Origin of the sequence: Pleomorphochaeta sp. DL1XJH-081 (assembly GCF_049310885.1) — a bacterium.
Lineage (GTDB): Bacteria > Spirochaetota > Spirochaetia > Sphaerochaetales > Sphaerochaetaceae > CAYZJV01.
Window position 1 is genome coordinate 47,879 of sequence record NZ_JBMDYO010000009.1, and the last position, 18,935, is coordinate 66,813.

The window sequence follows — 18,935 nt, forward strand, 5'->3', positions numbered from 1 at the left end:
GAATACTGCTCGCTCTGGTGATGTACAGGATGCTCCCCCTTTTTTGTACTTGTTCCAAGGTTACAAAATAATAACCTCAGGGTCAACCATCGGAGAATGCATACAAATAAAAAGCGGGTAATACCGTCCCTTACAGGAGGTATCACCCAAGGTTTAGAGAAAAATCGTATAACATTGATATTATGAGAAGAATTCACACGTCCAAGCGTCGCAGAATTCACCTTCCGAATGAAGTTTTCCGTGGATATAGGAATCGACTATCTCACGGGTCTCACCCTCGGCTCCGATGATTACTTCAACACCCTTGTCCTGGAAAATCCTTGCGGCCTCTTTTCCCAGCTTGCCTGAGATAATCGTATCTATACCGCCATGTGCGATCACCTCTTCCGGCAATTCACACGGACGATGACCTGGATTGTGGAATCGTTCGATCTTGGTGATCTTCTCCCCGTCGGTATTATAGTACAGGAAATCTTCACAGAGACCAAAGTGGTCACTCACCACATCCTTTTCGGCTGCAACGGCAATGCGTTTCATTGTGTACCTCCTTGCATCCTTCTTTCTTCTTCTACCATTAGATTAAAATTCCAGATTGTCAAGTGGCTAAGTTTATATTTAACATTATATATTAAAATAAATTATGATATATTACATTTCGATACTTATATACTATGCAGGCAGCCTATTCATCCAGATCCATCTCCTCTGTTTAACCAAAGGAGAGAGGGGAGGGCGGCATCGGTAGGTTGAACTTGCAAACAGCCATGGAGCTCGGACAAAGGGGCGTATAGCCGATAGCGCTGGGAGAGAGGCTTCTCACCACAAAAAAAGCCACCCATAGTGGATGGCTTTGTACCTATAGTCGGGCTGGGCGGATTTGAACCGCCGACCCCATGTCCCCCAGACATGTACGCTAAACCCCTGCGCTACAGCCCGTGTATCCGTGATTCGAACACTTGGAAGACCATATCATGAATGGAAAGTACGTGTCAATAAATGCCATGATCTTATCCACCAATCGCAATCCTGTATTGGCGAAGCATAATGTGTCATAAGAAGATATATGACAACCCCCCCAATTTCTGATGAAATCAAGGTAGAGAGGAACAATAAAGAGAAAAATTGATAATTTTCCATCTAAAAAATACTTACAATTGACATAAGTTGACAATTCCCGTATTCTTTTTACACATGGATTTTCTCCACCCAGAAGGAGTGGCTGTGATCCTAAGATTCGCCTAGTGGCCATCAGGGAAAAGAAGGATGGATTATCGCATGAAATCGTACACAGATGAGAATAAAAGACCTTTGCACCGAGTACGTTTGAATGATATGATGCAGGACATGAAAAGGAATAAATTTCTTGTATTGATACTTATGGTATCGATATTTGCAGCCTCACCGTTGTTTGCTTTCCAATTCTCTCCCTTAGAGCAATCATTCGAACCTACCGGGGCTAACAGTACAAAGACCTACACCATCGTCAATGATTCGAATGATAGTATTGCAGTGGAAATCTCTGCCTTGACAAGAGATCTCGATGCGAACGGGAAAGAGATAAACCAAAGCGCGGCAGCCTACTTCTCCATCGTTCCGAGCAAAATCATACTGCGCCCACAAAGTTCCCAGATCGTCCGGGTCCAATACAGAGGACCACGAACAGTACCTACAGAACTCTCCTTCAGACTGAGGGCTGAACAAATCGCTTATTCGCAGGGAAGGGCGACAGAAGGCCAGAGTATGTTCAACTTCCTCTATGTGTATACCACTAGTCTCTATGTTACCCCAGCCAGAACTACAACTCGTGTCTCTGTGGATTCAGCCGCTCCCATGCTTACTAGTGATGGAAGACAAGTTATGAATCTTACTATCAGTAATACAGGGACCATCCACCAGATACTAAACGGAGCAAAAGTCGAAGTCGCCAACAATGCAACTAGACAAGCAGTCGTCTACGAAGGGGATGCATTAGGCTTCGTAAATGGACTTAATTTGCTCGCAGGGAAAACCGTATCCGTGCAGGTGGCATGGCCACAGAACATGGAATTCCCCTCCAACCTTGCCAATGCGCAAAGGATGTTTACGGCAAAAATCTCGTACAACAATTAACGGGCTATCGTTATCGATAAGGACAATGGTGCATGATGGAGGCAGGAAAAAAGCGATTGATCAGCATCCTGGTCATCATGCTGGTCTACATGGTAGGCTTACTCATTGTCCTCTCATTTTGTGAATTTGCGAGACCACAAGTTCAAGCGGAGCCAAATGTAGCACCTTCTCCCCCTGCTATTCAAATCGCAACGGAAAGCCCAACCCCCATTTTCCAAGAAGTACAGCAACCCTCTAAAGAGATCGAGAATCCGCCACCTGAACCATTGGTGGTCGAAGAACCTCTGCCTGTTGAAGAACCGACTGAAAACGAGATCGAACCTATCGTAATCGATGCTCCACCACCAGTTCAACCACAGACGCAGGAGACATTATTACCAGCCGACGAGTGGGCCGAACCTCCCGTTGAGGAGGATCCCTGGGCAGATTTTTACGTTGCGGGAGAGGAGGATTACTCCATATTTGAGGATGGCACCTACTATGTACCTCTCATAGTCAACGGAGAGTATCTTACCGATATCAATGTCACTTTCCTCCAAGACCAACTGCTGATCGACGTTCTCGAATTCGAAGCAATCGTATCGGATATGTTGATCGAATCATTCAGAGCACAGCTATTTTCGACGGAAGAGACCTTTTTTACCCTCGATTATCTTAATGGAATGGAGATCGAAACTTGGTACGACTACCAAACGTTCGAATTGTATATGAACTTTCCTACATGGATGATGCCTACCCGCGTATTGTCCATTAATCGTGGGAGCATCACCCGTTATGGTTCCTATAGCATGAGTGGAAGTGAATTTCTGGAACCCGAACCCTTTTCTTGGTTTACGAATCTATCGATCTATTCTCTGGTGGACTATGCTGCAGCAGATGGTTGGAAGTTTAATCCGACATCTCTTTTTACCATGCAATCGCGAAATTCCTTTTCCGTGTATGACATAGGATTTGATTTTTCGTATACCGTCCACCCTGGACGAGCCTACAATGAGAATACTATTGAACCATGGTCGAACGATTTCGAAGATTATCTGACCTGGCAAGGGATACAGGGCTTTTATGATTATAAGCCTAAGAGCCTTCGTTTCCTTTTCGGTAATGTGAACGATTACCTCGGATACTCCACTGATAGTATTGGCATAGCAATAGAGAAACGGTATGCCTATGGAGATGCACAGCCCAAGACGCATCAATATGAGTATGAAGTAGTTGTCGACGAACCATCGATCGTCGAGGTACTAATAAATGATAAAAGTGTCTACAGACGTGAACTGCAGGCAGGAATCTACCAATTGCGTGATTTCGTATTTACCCAAGGGGCGAACTTTGCAAGAGTGGTGGTGGAACCTATTGCAGCACCCGAAAGGAGACAGGACTTTGAGTTCGTGGTCGGTTTCGATTCCCGTCTTCTCTCGAGAGGAGATACCCTCTATTCCGCTAGCCTATCATTTCCAGAAAAGGATATTGGAAAAACGATATTCCGACTCGACCAACAACTGGGCTTGACTGATGAGATTTCTACTTCTTATGGTCTTGGTCTTAGTACATCGGCCATTACACTGGGACTTTCCAACCTGTTCGCCACCAGATATGGCTCGTTGGATGTGACACTCGCATCCAGTTACAGCAACCCACTCAAATGGGGCTTCAAGGGATCCCTCGGGTATAGGGTATCGGGTGATGAGGATTCTCCCTTCGGAAGTTTAACCATCTCGACAGGATTTACTACAGACCGCTATTCAACCAATATGGATATTGGTGTCGGTGCGACGAAGGCCAATGGCCATCAATTCGATTCCAATCTCTCTTTTTCTGGTAGCATAGGGGAGAAGCTGCGCTATACCCTAGGTGGTTCCTTGAATTGGAGTACCGATGAAACTAGACCGGCTTGGCGAATAACTGCTAGTAGCGGGATTCCTTTGATTTCCCGAATGAGTGTCAGTGCTTCGGTTAGCCTCTCAGCAACACCCGGAGCTCCTACACCACAAGTAAGAGGCCAGGTCGGTTTGAATTATGCATTCACACCGAACCTCAGCATCTCGGCTTCCACCAATCTTGAGGATTCCTCCTTTGCTAGTGCATCTTGGAGACCCTTCGGTTCAACGGATGACAATATTCAGTTCTCCTTCACTGGAATCCAATTCGATGATCCTCTGGATCACCAGGGGAGCATTTCATACAGCCATAGTGGTAATGCCTATGGACTTTCCCTCAGACAGCAATACAGTGATGGTTTCGAACGATTCTCTACAAGTCTCTCACTGAATACAGCATTCGCCTACGCCGGTGGACTTTTCGGCATTACCCGTTCGATATCGGATAATTTTCTGTTGGTCAAACCCGGTGGAGCCTTGAAAGGTAGTGATATAGCCGTTACTCGGACTATGACCAGCGAGCCTGCTGCATTGCCTTCACTTTTCGGCGTTGGAACCTATACGGGGATAAGCACCCATACAACAAACAATGTCGTTGTGTATGGTATTGGAGACTCTCTCATGGGTAGTAGCGAGTCGTTCATCTTTGATTTCCTTCCGAGACCGAGACAAGGCTATGCTGTCAGGATAAGTAGCGAACCAACCTTCTCACTTGTTGGTACACTCCTCAGATCACCATCTGCCGCCTATAGCCGCTATACTACCGATCTCGCCCGCATCATGGTCGACGAAGAGGGTAATGAGGAGCTGCAACTGGATGAGACGCTCTATCTGTTTACCGATGAGAATGGATTCTTCTTTATAAGTGGGATAACGACAGGAGATTACCAATTCAGTATCTTCCTTCCAGGTAGTGCCGAGGATGAACCGCCTATAGATGTTCGATTCTCTATTTCCGAGGAAATGGATCCTGATATGCCACTCGTCCTTGTGCTAGAAAATTTTGTTGCAAGCGAGATAGCACAATCCTTGGAAGAGGAACAGTTTGCTGAAATTATGGGAGAGGAGATTGCCGATCCAATTCTGAGCGAGGATGGCTATTATTGGCTTGATATCGTCGATGTTATGGATGAGATTACATTCTGGGATAGTTTCTTCCCATCAAGGCAGGTCTTAGATTCGGTCACCGAAGTGCAACCCTCTACCGATGCTTTTGTTGAATATATCACCCCCGAATCGCAACAGGATTCGGCGTTAATCCGTATGAGGAAAGAGCAGGAACAACGATTGTTCAATCTGGCTCGTTTGCGGGAAATCATCCTTCCCTACCTCGATGCGATAGCTCCTTTGGAGGGATGGAAGCCCTAAAAACGGCAATCTCTCTATCTTTATCGATAGACTCTTGCTTGATATGAAGTGGATAAAGGATTACTATGTCCCTATGCGCAGCGAACTGATCAATGAGATTTTCTCTGTAGAATCCGAAGCTGAGAAAATCGTCTCCGAAGCACAACTGAAAGGACGCGAACTAGTATCCGAAGCACAAAAGCGGGGCGAAGAGGCCTTGCGTGAAGCTGTCGAGAAAGCCCGTACCGATCGAGATACTGCTATAACCCATGCACAACAAAAGGCTGAGGAAAGAATTGCTGCACAGCGGGAAGCCTTAGAGCTATCAGATGTAGATAACAAGGAATTGATTACCCGCGCGGATACGATAGCTGATAGCATGGTCAAAGTGCTCTGTCGTACCACATTGGGAGATCCAGTGTCGTGAGCTTGGTATCCTTGGACCGTTATGCCTTCATAAATGCCAAATTGCGTTCCCGTATCGGCTCTATGTTGGAAACTGCACAAATCGAGCAATTGATGAAATCGCAGACTTTGGAGGAATTACTCCATGCCTTGAGAGGTACGCCGTACGAACCACTACTGGAAATCTATGATGAAAGTGGTGATGTACAACGTCTTGAGGCATGGTTGTTCGCTAGGAATGTCGCTCTCCATCAGGAAGTGGCGAAATTCATGAAAGGAATCCATGGGGAAGCCGTTCTTGCCATGACAAGGAAGCTTGAGGTGGAGAATCTTAAAGGTGTAATCAGACTCTGGTTCAGCAATACTGTTAAACATCAGAATATCGACTATCGTTTTGGATACCTCTATCAGGATGAGATTGTCTCTAGTGTGGATTGGACGCAAATTGTCAATGCTTCTGGATACGACGGGATACTGGAAGCTGTAGAGGGCTCTCCCTATGCCTCGGCGGTTTCCTCCTTCTCTCCTGAACAAGTGGCCCAGGAAGGTCTTTTTGGACTGGAAACGGCTTTGGACCGTACCTGGATTGGTGAGCTCCACCGCGTAGTCGCTCAATTACCTCCAAAAGACAGATCGTTGATCGAACAAGTACTCCATCGGGATGCAGATTTGAAAAATATTATCAACCTTGTACGTTTCGGATGGATGTATCAACTGCCACAAGACCAATTACGGACACTTATGTTGGAGGGGAGTTCACTGGTAGAGACGAAGGAATTTGAAGCCTATTTGGAAACACCACCTTCTGCACGATCTCCTGAGAAATTGGTCGCAAAACGTTTCCCCGACCTATCCAAGCTGCTGCGTGATTCGGGAAAATCTACTCCCGAAGAGCAAACTAGGTTGGTTGAATGGTACCTGTTCTCCGTACGAAAACAATCATTCCATGCGATGTTGCAAGGGGATCCCTTCAATTTTGGAACTATACTCTCCTATTTTTTCCTAGAAGAGCGTCAGGATGCCATAATTCGTATATTGATCAATGGAATCCACTATGGTTGGGAATCCCAAGAGATTCGGGAGTTTGTCCTATGAATGTTTTTACTGTACCAATGAAACTGATGACTGCTGTGGTTCTCGATGAGGTTACTGAGGATGTTAAACGTGCACTGCTTAAACTGGGTGTGCTTGACTTCATCAACGTATCCAGACTTGCCCCTGAGCAGGCTTCCCGTCTAGCCACATCGGCAGAAAAAGAGGATCCGGCCTCTTATGCTGACCTCCGAGGAAGGGTAGAGACCTTGTTCATGCAGGCCGCACTTCCAACTCCGGCTACCGAGAAGCTCGACCCAGACACCATGCGAACATTAGATATGGACCGCAGTAGACAATTGGTAGAGAGCATTGTCAACAAAGTGGGTCAGATCAGGGAACAGCAAAAGCAATTGAGCCAAGCAAGGATCAGGACAGAAGAGCTTCTCAGATATGTTGCGGAGAAGCAATTGCAATATATCGATATTAGGATTGGTGTCCTTGGGAAGGGGAGTGCTGAACAAATCAAATCCAGGCTTGCGAACCAGGCCTCCGTTATTTTGCAACCGGATACGTGGAATGATATGATCTTACTTACCCTAAAGAGGGATCGACAGCAGATCGGGCCATTAATGGAATCCTTGCAATGGACAGAAAATCCCGACGGTACGCTACAGAAAAAGGCGCTTGTTCTGTTGGAGGAAAACCTACGAGTACAACTGCAGAAACTCGATGCGGCAAATGTGGAAATTAAGAACACCATTACGGAAAAAGTACGAGAAGAGCGGGAAAACCTTGAACAGCTTTGGTGCGATCTTCGTCTGCACGAGTTGATGGGAGAGATAACCGAACACTTCAGCCATACCCGCAATACCACGATATTCTCCGGTTGGGTTCCTCAGGATACAGCATCCGAACTGGAACAGGCTATCCTCACTGCATCCCACGATGCCTGTGTAATAGAGTGGATCGATGCACGCCAGATGCCTAGGGAAGAGATTCCCGTTGCAGTGGATGACATTCCTCTGTTGCGGCCATTCCAAAAGTTGGTTGATAACTACAGTGTACCAGAATATGGGACCATCAACCCGACACCTTTCGTGGCGGTATCGTATCTGGTTATGTTTGCACTCATGTTCGCTGATGCAGGACAAGGACTGGTTATTCTTCTGTTGGGTCTATGGGGCGTACGCTATTACAAAAAGCATCCTGAAGTAAAACCCAAATTAATAACAGCTGACTTGAGCAGATTATTCATCTATCTCGGTGGTGCTTCCATCGTTTCAGGAATCGTATTCGGATCGTATTTCGGATATCCTTGGTTCGAAGCCCTTTGGTTTGATTACCATGGAGCGGTGATTGGACATGATGGCGGTGGTAGGGACGTCTATTCCATACTCGGGATCACCATTTGGTTCGGGATCGTGGTCATTGGGACAGGGCTGTTGCTGAATTGGATAAATTTGATCAGAAAAAAAGATTACTTCCACCTCTTGTTGGACAAGAATGGGCTCATTGGAGGATGGCTATTCGCCTGTGGAGTATATGCTGCATTTGCCTTTGTAGGTTCCGGTTATAAAACACTACCGGAAGGGTTGTTCCTTCCTATCGCTTTCTCTGTTCCCTTGGTAGTGTTGTTTTCCAAGGTGCCACTCCACCGGTATTTGGAGAAACGGGAAGGTCATCTGGTGCCTGAAAAATCGGTGGGGGCTATTATCCTCGACTCTCTATTGGAGTGGATAGTTGATGTCCTTGAGATATTCTCCGGATTTCTTGCGAATACGCTCTCATTCATGCGGGTTGCAGGATTAGGTATCGCACACGTGAGCCTCATGAGTGCCTTTGCCCAGATGTCCGATCTTGCTGGAGGCACCTTAGCTGGAATCTTGATCATCATAGCAGGAAATGCCATGGTGATTGCCTTGGAGGGACTCTCGGCTGGTATTCAGGCCTTGCGTCTCAACTACTACGAATTCTTTACCAAGTATTTCACAGGCCGCGGCCTGTTGTACAACCCTGTCTCACTTCGTGCACACGCGGGAAGACAGATATTAAATCGCCCATAGGCTAGGAGGGTTCATCGTGACCATGCAAACTTTCAGAAAACGTCTCGGACTGTCGTTATTTATCACGGTACTGTTGTTGGTTCTGTCGGCATTCATTTTTACTCCATCGTTGTTCGCTGCGGAGACTACCGCTGAAGCAGCGCAGGAAAGTTCAACCGGAGATTTGATGTGGGTGGTGATTTCAGCCGCCATAGCATTCAGTTTCGGTGCCATGGCTGCCGGATTTGCGATATCCCATGTGGGTGCAGCGGCTATGGGAGCTATGAGTGAAAAACCAGAAATCGGTAGTCAAGCTCTCATATTCATCGCACTTGCTGAAGGATTGGTCGTTTTCGGATTCATTACAGCGCTGATGATCTTAGGTAAGATATAGGTAGTCATGCGTTATTTTGTGATTGGTGATGAAGATACCGTTCTCGGATTCTCTTTGGTTGGTACACGGGGTATGGTCGCACAGAATCGTGAAGAAGCCGCTGCGGCACTCCAGACAGCCTTGGAGAACCATGACTATGGAATAATTATCATCACCATGGATATTGCCGATATGATACGGGAGGAGGTCGATAGATATATGTTTTCTGAGACTTTTCCCCTTATTGTAGAGATTCCCAATAAAGCTACCGGTGGAGTCTCTCGTGATCTGAAGGCATTGGTAAACGAAGCAATAGGGGTATCTTTATGAGTGGCAGAAGCAGCGACCAATTATTCGATGGTATCTTGGAAGGGGCTCGGACCAAAGCTAAGACTATCATTGAACGTGCAATGCAGGATGCCGCAGCCGTACAAACTTCGTATACAAAGAAGATTGCCGATGCAATCGCCCAGGAAGAGAAGGCTACAGAAAAGCGATTAGAGCAGATACGACGTCATGAGGAATCGACTATCAAGAACCTCCAGCGTCGCTACACAGTAGGAAGAAGTGAGAGGCTGAGAACCCTTGTACTCGATTCGGTAACCAAGAAGATGGAAGCTTTGAGGGATGATCCCTCCTATAGGCAAATACTCATCGCATGGATAGCCGAAGCCGCGGTAGGGTTGGACCGTGGTGAAGGATTGGTCTCTTGTTCTTTTAGGGAGACTATAGACGAAGAAATGTTGCAGGAGGCTCGGGAAATCGTGAAAACGACGACCGGTAAGGATGTTGCCTTACAGCTTTCCAAGACTCCGCTAACAGGCCAAGGCGTGGAAGTTTCCACGCTTGATGGCACCGTCGCTTACAACAACCAGGTAGCGACACGACTGCTCCGGAAGGAACGGGATCTCAAGGAATTGATGGAAGGTCGATAATGCCACAAAGGATAGTAGGTCAGGTCAAACGGGTAAATGGTCCGGTTATCACCATTAAAGGTATCACTGATGCCATGATGATGGAATTGGTCCAAGTCGGTGAGCAACGTCTTGTGGGTGAGGTCGTCAAACTCGATGGACAGGAAGCGATTGTACAGGTTTATGAAGATGCTACCGGCATTGCTCCTCTGGATAATGTCTATGGAACGGGAATGCCGCTCTCGGTCGAGTTGGGACCGGGGTTGATCGGTACTATCTATGATGGAATTCAACGTCCATTGGAGAGATTACGTCAACTTGGTGGTGATACGATACAACGGGGACTGGAGAGTCCCTCTCTCGACCGAAAGAAGTTGTGGGATTACCGCTCCGAGGTAGCTGTCGGTGATACCGTTATGCCGGGTCAGACTATTGGAATAGTTAGCGAGACCGAGAGAGTGGAGCACCACGTTTTAGTGCCTCCACAGTTATCGGGAAGTCCTCCCTATACTGTGGTGGAGGTAGAAAAACAGGGTTCTTTCACCGTGGAACATACTGTGTGTGTGGTGGAAAACCTGCAGAAGCAGAAAATCGGAATCCACATGATGCAAACCTGGCCAATCAGGATTCCGAGACCGGTTTCCGATCGTAAGCCACTATCGATCCCACTGATAACAGGACAACGTGTCATTGATATGCTCTTTCCTGTTGCAAAAGGGGGCACGGTAGCTATCCCAGGGGGATTTGGTACAGGCAAGACCATGACACAACATGCGATCGCTCAGTGGTGTGATGCCGATATCATCGTATATATAGGGTGTGGAGAGCGGGGAAACGAAATGACTGACGTTCTGAGGGAATTCCCTCATCTTATTGACCCTAGGACAGGTCGATCCCTTATGGAACGTACGATCCTTATTGCGAACACATCAAATATGCCTGTATCTGCCAGAGAGGCAAGCATCTATACCGGTATAACCTTGGCAGAATACTATCGTGACCAAGGATACCATGTGGCTATCATGGCAGATTCCACCAGTCGTTGGGCGGAGGCTCTAAGAGAGCTTTCTGGGAGAATGGAAGAGATGCCGGCAGAGGAGGGTTTTCCAGCCTATTTACCCACGAGAATAGCCGAATTCTATGAACGAGCGGGATATATGGAGACCTTGGATAAACGCGAGGGTTCAGTAAGTATCATAGGAGCTGTATCTCCTCCAGGAGGCGATTTTTCAGAGCCAGTCACCCAGCATACAAAACGGTTTGTCCGTTGTTTTTGGGGCCTAGATAGAGCTCTTGCTAGCGCAAGGCACTATCCTGCAATTAGCTGGCTGGATTCCTATTCTGAATATGTTGATGATGTGGCACCTTGGTGGGAGACTCAGGGAGAGTCCTCATGGAAAGAGAGCCGATCAGAAATTATGGAGCTCCTGCAGCGTGAGGTAAGACTGCAGCAAATAGTCAAGTTGGTCGGACCCGATGCTCTTCCCGATAGCCAGAACTTCATCCTGGAAGTCTGCAGTCTTTTCAAGACTGGATTTCTCCAGCAGAACGCATTTGATGAAATAGACCGCTATTCTACTGTGGCAAAGCAAATAAGAATGCTACAATTGATCCTTTCATATTGGCATCTAGGTTCGGAGGCCATAGCCAAAGGTGTTACCATGGTGAAGCTGAGGAGAATGAAAGTTGTCCAGGAGATTGCCCGTATGCGCTTTACTGTGGAGAATGATTCTGTAGAGGATCTCGATCGTGTTGCTGTACGATTAGAACGTTCCATGAGCCAGTTGGGAGGAATTTATGACGAGAGATAGGCAACTTGGCACCTTGGATCGTACCCTGCTCAGTGGAAGGGAATATGTTGGTGCGGCAAGGATAGATGGACCACTGGTGTTCATGCGCAAGACCCATCCCATTGGATATGGAGAACTGGTGGAATGTATCGATAGCCAAGGAAGACGAAGGACTGGCCAGGTTCTCGATACCAGTGACGACTCTGTCGTTGTACAACTTTTCGAAGGAACCAGCGGACTCACGCTACCAGGAACAAGAATGCGTTTCATGGGAGAACCGCTAACCCTTCCCGTATCGGATCAGATGTTAGGTCGTGTACTCAATGGTTTGGGACATCCCCGCGATGGCGGTACTCTTCCGAGGGGGGAGGATGAATTGGATGTGAATGGATTACCTATAAATCCTACCGCACGGGAGTATCCTCGGGACTTCATTCAGACTGGAATCTCCGTGATCGATGGCCTTACCACACTGATTCAAGGCCAGAAATTACCTATTTTCAGTGGTAACGGACTGCCCCATAACCAATTGGCTGCACAGATTGCTAGGCAAGCAAAGGTGCTTGCGAAGGAACAGGAATTCGCTATCGTGTTCGCCGCTATGGGTGTGAAGCACGATGTAGCCCGTTTTTTCATCGATAGTTTCGAACAATCGGGAGTCTTGGAGAATGTCGCTTTGTTTCTCTCACTTGCCGACGATCCTTCTATAGAAAGGACGATTACACCACGCACTGCACTTACCTTGGCAGAGCATTTGGCCTTTACCAAAGGAATGCATGTATTGGTGATTATGACCGATATGACCAACTACTGTGAATCCTTGCGTGAGATATCGACACTACGGGGCGAAATTCCCAGCAGGAAGGGATATCCCGGATACCTCTATTCCAATCTAGCCGAATTGTACGAACGATCGGGAAAGATCTTGGGCAGGGAAGGGTCCATAACCCAACTTCCTATCCTCACCATGCCTAATGACGATATAGGTCATCCGATACCCGATCTTACCGGCTATATCACCGAAGGGCAGATTGTTTTCGACCGGGAGATGTACGCAAGAGGAATGTACCCACCAGTAAATGGTCTGCCAAGTCTGAGTCGATTGATGAAGGATGGCATAGGAGAGGGAATGACGAGGAAAGACCATCCTCACCTGTCTAATCAGCTGTTTGCAACCTACAGCCATGTCAAGGATGTGAGGAATCTCGCATCGGTTATTGGAGAAGAGGAACTGACTGCTCTTGATCACCGTTATCTAGATTTCGGAAACATCTTTGAAAAGCAGTTCGTGAACCAGGATTTCCATGAGAACCGTAGTATCGATCAGACGCTTGACCTTGGTTGGAAAGCATTATCCGAATTACCTTCGGAGGAGCTGCAACGGGTAACCGATGAAGAGATCGCCGAATTCTACGGGAGATAGAGTATGGCCCGAGCTATCGCACCGACAAGAAGTAATCTACTCAAACTGAAGGATGAACTCAAGTTCGCTACCCTTGGTCATGAACTATTGGACCAGAAACGTTCTATCCTGATCGTTGAATTGCTCACGTTGGTAGACCAAGCAGTAGAGTATCAGGCTCGGGTGGATAAAGCACTTGCTTTGGCAAGCGATTCGATGCAACATACCGTTATGGAGATGGGACGTCTGCGGGTTGCCAATCTTTTTGGTGCGGTGACCATAGATTCTTCAATCGAACTATCTGACCGCAAGGTCATGGGAGTCCGTTTGCCGAGAGTCGAGACGAGTTTTGTGGAAAAAGGCCCCTATTTCAGCCCCGAAGGTACCACCTTGGCTGTTGAGGATACCTTAGAAGCCTATCGGGATGCATTAAAGCTGATGGGAAGATTGGCAGAACTGAAGGTTTCCATCATGAGATTGGCCAGAGAGGTGAAAAAGACGATCCGAAAGGTGAATGCCTTGGAGAAGATAGTGATTCCTGAATTGGATGAAACCTTGGCATATACCAGGGGACGGATAGAAGAGGCTGAACGGGAGAGTTTTATGTTAATGAAACAGGTTAAGAAGCGTATGGACCGGCAACGGGAAAAGGACGCGGAGGGTAGGGAATGACAGAGCCATTCAAACATATGCTAGTGTATCTTGATGGATCGGAGGACTCCGTTACCGCTGCTATGGCAGCAATCGCCTTAGCAAAACGTCTTGATGCGAGCCTTACAGCTATGTACGTTGTGAATACCCGCGCTTTGCAAGACCTCGTGAAGGCAAGAATCTTCTTGGATATCGAAGAGCAGGAATATCGTCGGGATATTGAAGGCGATGCCCAACGCTATCTGAACCATGTGGAGAGGATGGGAAAGCAAAAGGGTGTCCCTGTCGTACCGATTAAGAAATCGGGTACTGTTCACACCGAAGTGCGATCCTATCTTCAGGATAACCACATTGATCTTCTAGTACTCGGAGGGATATCGGATATCCATAGCCGACGTGATGAATTGTTGAGCGAAACAGATCGCATGATGAGGACTGCACCCTGTCCTGTACTGGTAGTGAAGGACAACGATACGGTTTGGGATATGTTCGAATCCCTACCAGATATGAACTAGGAGGCCGGATATGACACTGACAGATGTATTGGAGAAAGACCTCATCAAGATACCATTGCACGCGGAATCGAAGAATGCAGTTATTGAGGAGTTAGTGGATGTGCTCGTTGAAAAACGGAATTTGCCCAATAGGGAAGAAATCCTCTCCGCTGTGTTATCGAGAGAAGCCTTGGGCTCCACCGGTTTGGCCGATGGTATCGCCATTCCCCATGCTAAAACTACCGCAATAGAATCGGTCTCGGTAGTCGTGGGAATAACGCCTGAACCTATCGATTTCGATGCCCAGGATGGAAAAGGATCTCAATTCTTCTTTCTTGTAGTCGCTCCTGAACATGAAGCAAGCGCCCACATCGAAGTGCTTGCTTCGATAGCGCGGGCTACCACTTCCGCTGCATTTAAGCGATTATTGGGAGCATCACAAAGCGCTGAGGAGGTCATGAGCCTCTTCCTCGATTAGAGGACAAGGTTTTGGGCTGCCCTGGGGGCTCAAAAGAATTATCAGTAGCCCAGTTGTTCTCCGACGATCAATACAGAAAGGCGGCCCTTTTTCGCTTGTCGCCCCATGACTACCATGTTTGAGCAAATCCCGTTATCGCATGCGCCGGTTGGAATGGCCATAAGGTGATGGTCATCGCAATACGGTGCGATGCAATGTCCGGTTTTTACACATGGAGTATCTTTCTCCAAGCGCATTGCATTTGCCGGGGCTGCGATATGCTTCACCCGATCGATTGCATCACGCAAAGTGGGTACAATCTTTTGCCAACCGGCAATCACGATAACCCGTTTAGGACCGAAGAGCATCGCGCTGACACGATTGCTTGTGCCATCCACACAATAGAGTTCCCCGTGTTCGGTAATGGCATTCACACTAGTGAGGAATACATCAGCCGAGAAGGCATCTATCAAACGTTGGTGAAGTTCGTGTGGATCAAGATTCGGTTCGTATCGATCGATTAGGTGGTAGAGATCACTTCGGACTAACTTAAGTACACCGGTTTCCGCTAGCGTTGCTGAACCTCCTAGGGCGATGGTACATCCTTCATCCAAGATGGATCTGAGCATGGGTACCACATCCTGTCCAGAGGGGAGATATGCCGCCTCTATATTGTTCTTTCTTAATCTCTCTATAGTTCTGGCAATGGAGATTTCCCGAACCCTGTTGCGGTTTGCATCCATAGTTGTTCCTCCCTCTGTAATGAACTATACCGCAGGAGCAGGTCAGTCTCAAGTTTTAATGGACAGGAGATTTCCAAGCGGGTATGCTTATAATATGAAATTGACATTCTTTGGCGGTGCCCGAACCGTAACGGGCAGTTGCACCATGATCGAGTGCGCTGGAAAGAGGTTGTTGGTAGACTGTGGTCTTCCGCAAGGACATGACGAAAAGAAGATCGGATTGGAATTGCCGTTCAAAGGTACCGAAATAGATTACGTACTTTTAACCCATGCTCATATAGACCACAGCGGGAGAATTCCTCTCCTCGTCGGAGACGGATTCAGGGGGACTGTGCATAGTACAGAGGCTACAGCGGATCTTTGTTCCATCATGCTTGCAGATTCTGGCCATATCCAGGAGATGGAGACCGAATGGATCAATCGAAAACGGAAACGGGCGGGAAAACCGTTGGTGGAACCACTCTATACTGTAGAAGATGCGAAGAAGGCAATGGATCTCTTCTCAGGGCATCCCTATGGTGTACGTTTTACCGTCGATGTAGGAATCGAAGTTGAATTCATTGATGCGGGTCATCTATTGGGCTCCTCCTCCATACAAGTCTGGCTCACAGAAGCAGGACAGAGTCGACACTTGGTTTTTAGTGGCGATATTGGCAACCTCGACCAACCGATCATTAACGATCCGGTATATATGAAAGAGGCCGACATCGTAATTATGGAATCGACTTACGGAGATCGCTTGCATGATAAACCAGAGCACAAAAGCCAGCGGGTATCGACCGAAGAACGATCCAAGGAATTAGCCGATATCATTCGAGATACGTTCCAGAAGGGAGGCAATGTGATCATTCCCTCCTTCGCAGTCGGAAGGACCCAGGAGTTGCTCTATCTTCTTCGGCATATTATTACCCACCATATGTTGGAAGAGATTCCAACCATACCGGTTTTTCTCGATAGTCCACTTGCGATTGAAGCTACGAAGATTTTCTCACGTAATATTGAAGGCTATTTCGACGACGAGGCTATGGAACTTGTGGAGAAGGGTCTTAATCCACTCATCTTCGATTCACTGACCACTACCGTAACCGCGGATGAATCGAGGGCGCTCAATAGACGGGAAGAAAGTGCAGTTATTATCAGTTCCAGTGGTATGTGCGAAGCCGGACGGATTAAACATCATCTAAAGCATAATCTGTGGAGGGCTGAAAGTACCATAGTCTTCTGTGGGTATCAAGCGAATGGTACCTTAGGCCGTTCCATTCTTGATGGCGCTGAGAAAGTGACCATTTTCGGTGAACATATCGATATACGAGCTTCGGTGCGTAAATTGGAGGGTATTAGCGGGCATGCCGACCAAGAGGGATTGTTGAAGTGGATAAGCAGCTTCTCAAAACGCCCGAGACAGGTATTCGTAGTCCATGGAGAGGAGCAGGTAGCTCAATATTTCGCTGGATTCATCGGATCCAAGCTCGATTTATCGGCTTGGGCTCCATCGCCTAATGAGAGTTTCGACTTGCTTGAGGAAGAACTTCCCGCAGCTAAGGAAGAAAAACTTTGGTATGCAGGATTGGAGGATCTCAAGGATGCTCTCAACCGGATGGATGAGGTCTTTTCTGGCATACGGGTAGTTTCTGATAGAATGAAAGAGCATGGAAACCAGGTATTCAAAGATCCGTCATCTCGGGATGCCCAACGGTTAGCCAATGCGATAGTCCGGTTCTCGGAAGAATTGGAATCCTTGCGTGGTCGTTGGGATGCAGCTGATTAGTTCTTGGAATTCTCCGTCATACCTAAGAGATGAGTTGTTGAATGACGATTACCGAACCGGAGATTCCCACGAAACCATAGACGAGTCTCTTAAGTGTTTTTCGTGGAATCCTCTCAAAGACCCTAAGTCCGAGTAGGGTTCCCACACCTATACCTATCCATCCTGAAACTACCAGTGGAATATCGGATTTTCCGAGAGCTCCATGGCCAGTACGGATGATGATCGTGCTGACATTAGAAATGAGGAAATAGCACTGTATAGTAGCCAAGTAGGCTTTTTTCTCTAGTTGGGCACCGAGGAGATATATAGCCACCTGAGGGCCGGAAATACCGAAAAAGCCGTTACCAACGCCAGCTAAAAAACCGACAGCAGCACCAGATGCCGTTGTTGGTCGGATCGAGATATGTTCACTATACCGGACGGTGAATATGCTGATTATAACCAATGCGCTTCCAAGGATGATCTGCAGAGTTCGCTGTGGAAAGCTCAGGGAGGTAATAGTGACTATGATCCCAAGGGTAAGTGATACCAACAATAGGGGCAACATGGTGCGCCATTCAATATATTTAAAATATTTGATCGTAAGAAATAATGTACTTGCCATAGCTATAGTCTGGCACAATGCGACTGCAGTAGAGAAGGGAACAAGAGCAGGAAGAAAAACCATCGCCAATACGGGAAACCCGAAACCAATATTCGTTTGGAGAAATGCACCCGCAAGTGCTATGAAAAAGAGTGCGATGCCCATGCTTATCATGCATACTATCATAGCAGACACCTCAGAATCATGGTATGCTTTTTGAAGAATATCTATGGAGGATAATCATGAAGATCTTGGCTATAGGGGCTCATCCCGACGATGTAGAAATCTGCTGTTTCGGCACGTTGGCTCGTTGTGTTGATAGAGGCGATACGGTGGTCGTATGCTCTGTAACCAATGGTAACCAGGGACATCGGACTCTTAGCCCCGAGAAACTCCGCATGGTGAGGATGGCAGAGGCAGCCCATGCTTCCCAGATCATCGGAGCTTCATATTGTACACTCGATATCGATGATATGACACTCGACGCTTCTGATGCAGAGACTGGACTCCGTATGACCGAACTTATCAGATCCATTCGACCCGATCTCGTAATCACTCATGCTACAGCCGACTATCATCCTGATCATATCGCTACTGAACAATTGGTCTCCTCAAGTTTGGTCCAATCCACGTTAGTGCATGTGAAGACTGCTAGCGATCCACTCGAAAAACCCTTTCTCCTCTATCATATGGATAAAGTGGGAGGTGGACATTTTGCTCCAACTGAATATGTAGATATTACCATGACTTATGAAAAGAAGGCGCAAGCTCTGGCTTGCCATGTAAGTCAGATAGACTATCTGGATAAGAGTGCCTCAATAAATCTTCCGTATATGATGGAAGTATTGGCACAGTATCGCGGTCTTCAATCTGGTTGCCACTACGCTGAAGGATTCATTCATTCGGACAGACAAAGTTATTCGACATACAGGGTGCTTCCCTAAA

General features: G+C 47.2%; 18 protein-coding genes and 1 tRNA gene. 15 read left to right on the forward strand and 4 right to left on the reverse strand.

All coding sequences use genetic code 11. From position 1 onward, the window contains the following. Nucleotides 1-180: 180 nt before the first annotated feature. Nucleotides 181-537: a NifB/NifX family molybdenum-iron cluster-binding protein gene (locus tag ACODJP_RS12110; protein ID WP_422481853.1), complete on the reverse strand. Its 357-nt coding sequence runs from the start codon at nt 535-537 to the stop codon at nt 181-183. Between the two features lie 325 nt (nt 538-862). Further along, nucleotides 863-936, reverse strand: a tRNA-Pro gene (locus ACODJP_RS12115). 408 nt (nt 937-1,344) lie between these two features. On the opposite strand from ACODJP_RS12115, the gene ACODJP_RS12120 reads away from it, so the two are divergent. Genes ACODJP_RS12120 through ACODJP_RS12180 form a run of 13 tightly spaced genes read left to right on the forward strand, consistent with a single transcriptional unit; the run spans nt 1,345 to nt 14,917 of the window. Continuing rightward, nucleotides 1,345-2,109 (forward strand): molecular chaperone, encoded by a 765-nt coding sequence (locus ACODJP_RS12120; protein WP_422481855.1) that lies wholly within the window; start codon nt 1,345-1,347, stop codon nt 2,107-2,109. Nucleotides 2,110-2,141: 32 nt separating this feature from the next. Continuing rightward, on the forward strand, nt 2,142-5,354 hold the full coding sequence (locus ACODJP_RS12125; protein WP_422481857.1) for a hypothetical protein: 3,213 nt from the start codon (nt 2,142-2,144) through the stop codon (nt 5,352-5,354). A 43-nt stretch (nt 5,355-5,397) separates the two neighbouring features. After that, nucleotides 5,398-5,760, forward strand: coding sequence for a hypothetical protein (locus ACODJP_RS12130; RefSeq protein WP_422481859.1), 363 nt, complete (start codon nt 5,398-5,400; stop codon nt 5,758-5,760). Beyond that, nucleotides 5,757-6,833, forward strand: a complete 1,077-nt coding sequence (locus tag ACODJP_RS12135; RefSeq protein ID WP_422481861.1) for a V-type ATPase subunit — start codon at nt 5,757-5,759, stop codon at nt 6,831-6,833. The genes ACODJP_RS12130 and ACODJP_RS12135 overlap by 4 nt, the downstream gene beginning before the upstream one ends. Then, the gene (locus ACODJP_RS12140) at nt 6,830-8,836 is read left to right on the forward strand and encodes a V-type ATP synthase subunit I (protein ID WP_422481863.1); all 2,007 of its coding nucleotides are present in this window, start codon (nt 6,830-6,832) and stop codon (nt 8,834-8,836) included. Before ACODJP_RS12135 ends, ACODJP_RS12140 begins: the two co-directional genes overlap by 4 nt. Nucleotides 8,837-8,858: 22 nt before the next feature. Further along, entirely contained in the window at nt 8,859-9,209 is a 351-nt protein-coding gene (locus tag ACODJP_RS12145) for an ATP synthase subunit C (protein WP_422481945.1), read from the forward strand. A 6-nt stretch (nt 9,210-9,215) separates the two neighbouring features. Continuing rightward, a complete protein-coding gene (locus tag ACODJP_RS12150; protein WP_422481865.1) occupies nt 9,216-9,518 on the forward strand; it encodes a V-type ATP synthase subunit F in 303 nt (100 codons plus the stop codon). Beyond that, entirely contained in the window at nt 9,515-10,123 is a 609-nt protein-coding gene (locus ACODJP_RS12155; RefSeq protein WP_422481867.1) for a V-type ATP synthase subunit E, read from the forward strand. The genes ACODJP_RS12150 and ACODJP_RS12155 overlap by 4 nt, the downstream gene beginning before the upstream one ends. Next, on the forward strand, nt 10,123-11,913 hold the full coding sequence (locus ACODJP_RS12160; RefSeq protein WP_422481869.1) for a V-type ATP synthase subunit A: 1,791 nt from the start codon (nt 10,123-10,125) through the stop codon (nt 11,911-11,913). Before ACODJP_RS12155 ends, ACODJP_RS12160 begins: the two co-directional genes overlap by 1 nt. Continuing rightward, nucleotides 11,900-13,315 (forward strand): V-type ATP synthase subunit B, encoded by a 1,416-nt coding sequence (locus tag ACODJP_RS12165; RefSeq protein WP_422481871.1) that lies wholly within the window; start codon nt 11,900-11,902, stop codon nt 13,313-13,315. Before ACODJP_RS12160 ends, ACODJP_RS12165 begins: the two co-directional genes overlap by 14 nt. A 3-nt stretch (nt 13,316-13,318) precedes the next feature. Then, entirely contained in the window at nt 13,319-13,966 is a 648-nt protein-coding gene (locus ACODJP_RS12170) for a V-type ATP synthase subunit D (RefSeq protein WP_422481873.1), read from the forward strand. After that, the gene (locus tag ACODJP_RS12175; protein ID WP_422481875.1) at nt 13,963-14,460 is read left to right on the forward strand and encodes a universal stress protein; all 498 of its coding nucleotides are present in this window, start codon (nt 13,963-13,965) and stop codon (nt 14,458-14,460) included. Before ACODJP_RS12170 ends, ACODJP_RS12175 begins: the two co-directional genes overlap by 4 nt. A 10-nt stretch (nt 14,461-14,470) precedes the next feature. Further along, entirely contained in the window at nt 14,471-14,917 is a 447-nt protein-coding gene (locus ACODJP_RS12180) for a PTS sugar transporter subunit IIA (protein WP_422481877.1), read from the forward strand. Between the two features lie 41 nt (nt 14,918-14,958). On the opposite strand, the gene ACODJP_RS12185 is transcribed toward ACODJP_RS12180, so the two are convergent. Beyond that, nucleotides 14,959-15,639 carry a lactate utilization protein gene (locus ACODJP_RS12185; RefSeq protein WP_422481879.1) on the reverse strand — a complete coding sequence of 227 codons (681 nt, stop codon included), beginning with the start codon at nt 15,637-15,639 and terminating at the stop codon, nt 14,959-14,961. A 94-nt stretch (nt 15,640-15,733) separates the two neighbouring features. On the opposite strand from ACODJP_RS12185, the gene ACODJP_RS12190 reads away from it, so the two are divergent. After that, nucleotides 15,734-17,407 (forward strand): MBL fold metallo-hydrolase RNA specificity domain-containing protein, encoded by a 1,674-nt coding sequence (locus tag ACODJP_RS12190; RefSeq protein WP_422481881.1) that lies wholly within the window; start codon nt 15,734-15,736, stop codon nt 17,405-17,407. Nucleotides 17,408-17,429: 22 nt separating this feature from the next. On the opposite strand, the gene ACODJP_RS12195 is transcribed toward ACODJP_RS12190, so the two are convergent. Beyond that, nucleotides 17,430-18,164, reverse strand: a complete 735-nt coding sequence (locus ACODJP_RS12195; protein ID WP_422481883.1) for a sulfite exporter TauE/SafE family protein — start codon at nt 18,162-18,164, stop codon at nt 17,430-17,432. 68 nt (nt 18,165-18,232) lie between these two features. Between ACODJP_RS12195 and ACODJP_RS12200 the strand changes: the two genes are divergently transcribed. Then, nucleotides 18,233-18,934: a PIG-L deacetylase family protein gene (locus ACODJP_RS12200; protein ID WP_422481885.1), complete on the forward strand. Its 702-nt coding sequence runs from the start codon at nt 18,233-18,235 to the stop codon at nt 18,932-18,934. Nucleotide 18,935 lies beyond the last annotated feature (1 nt).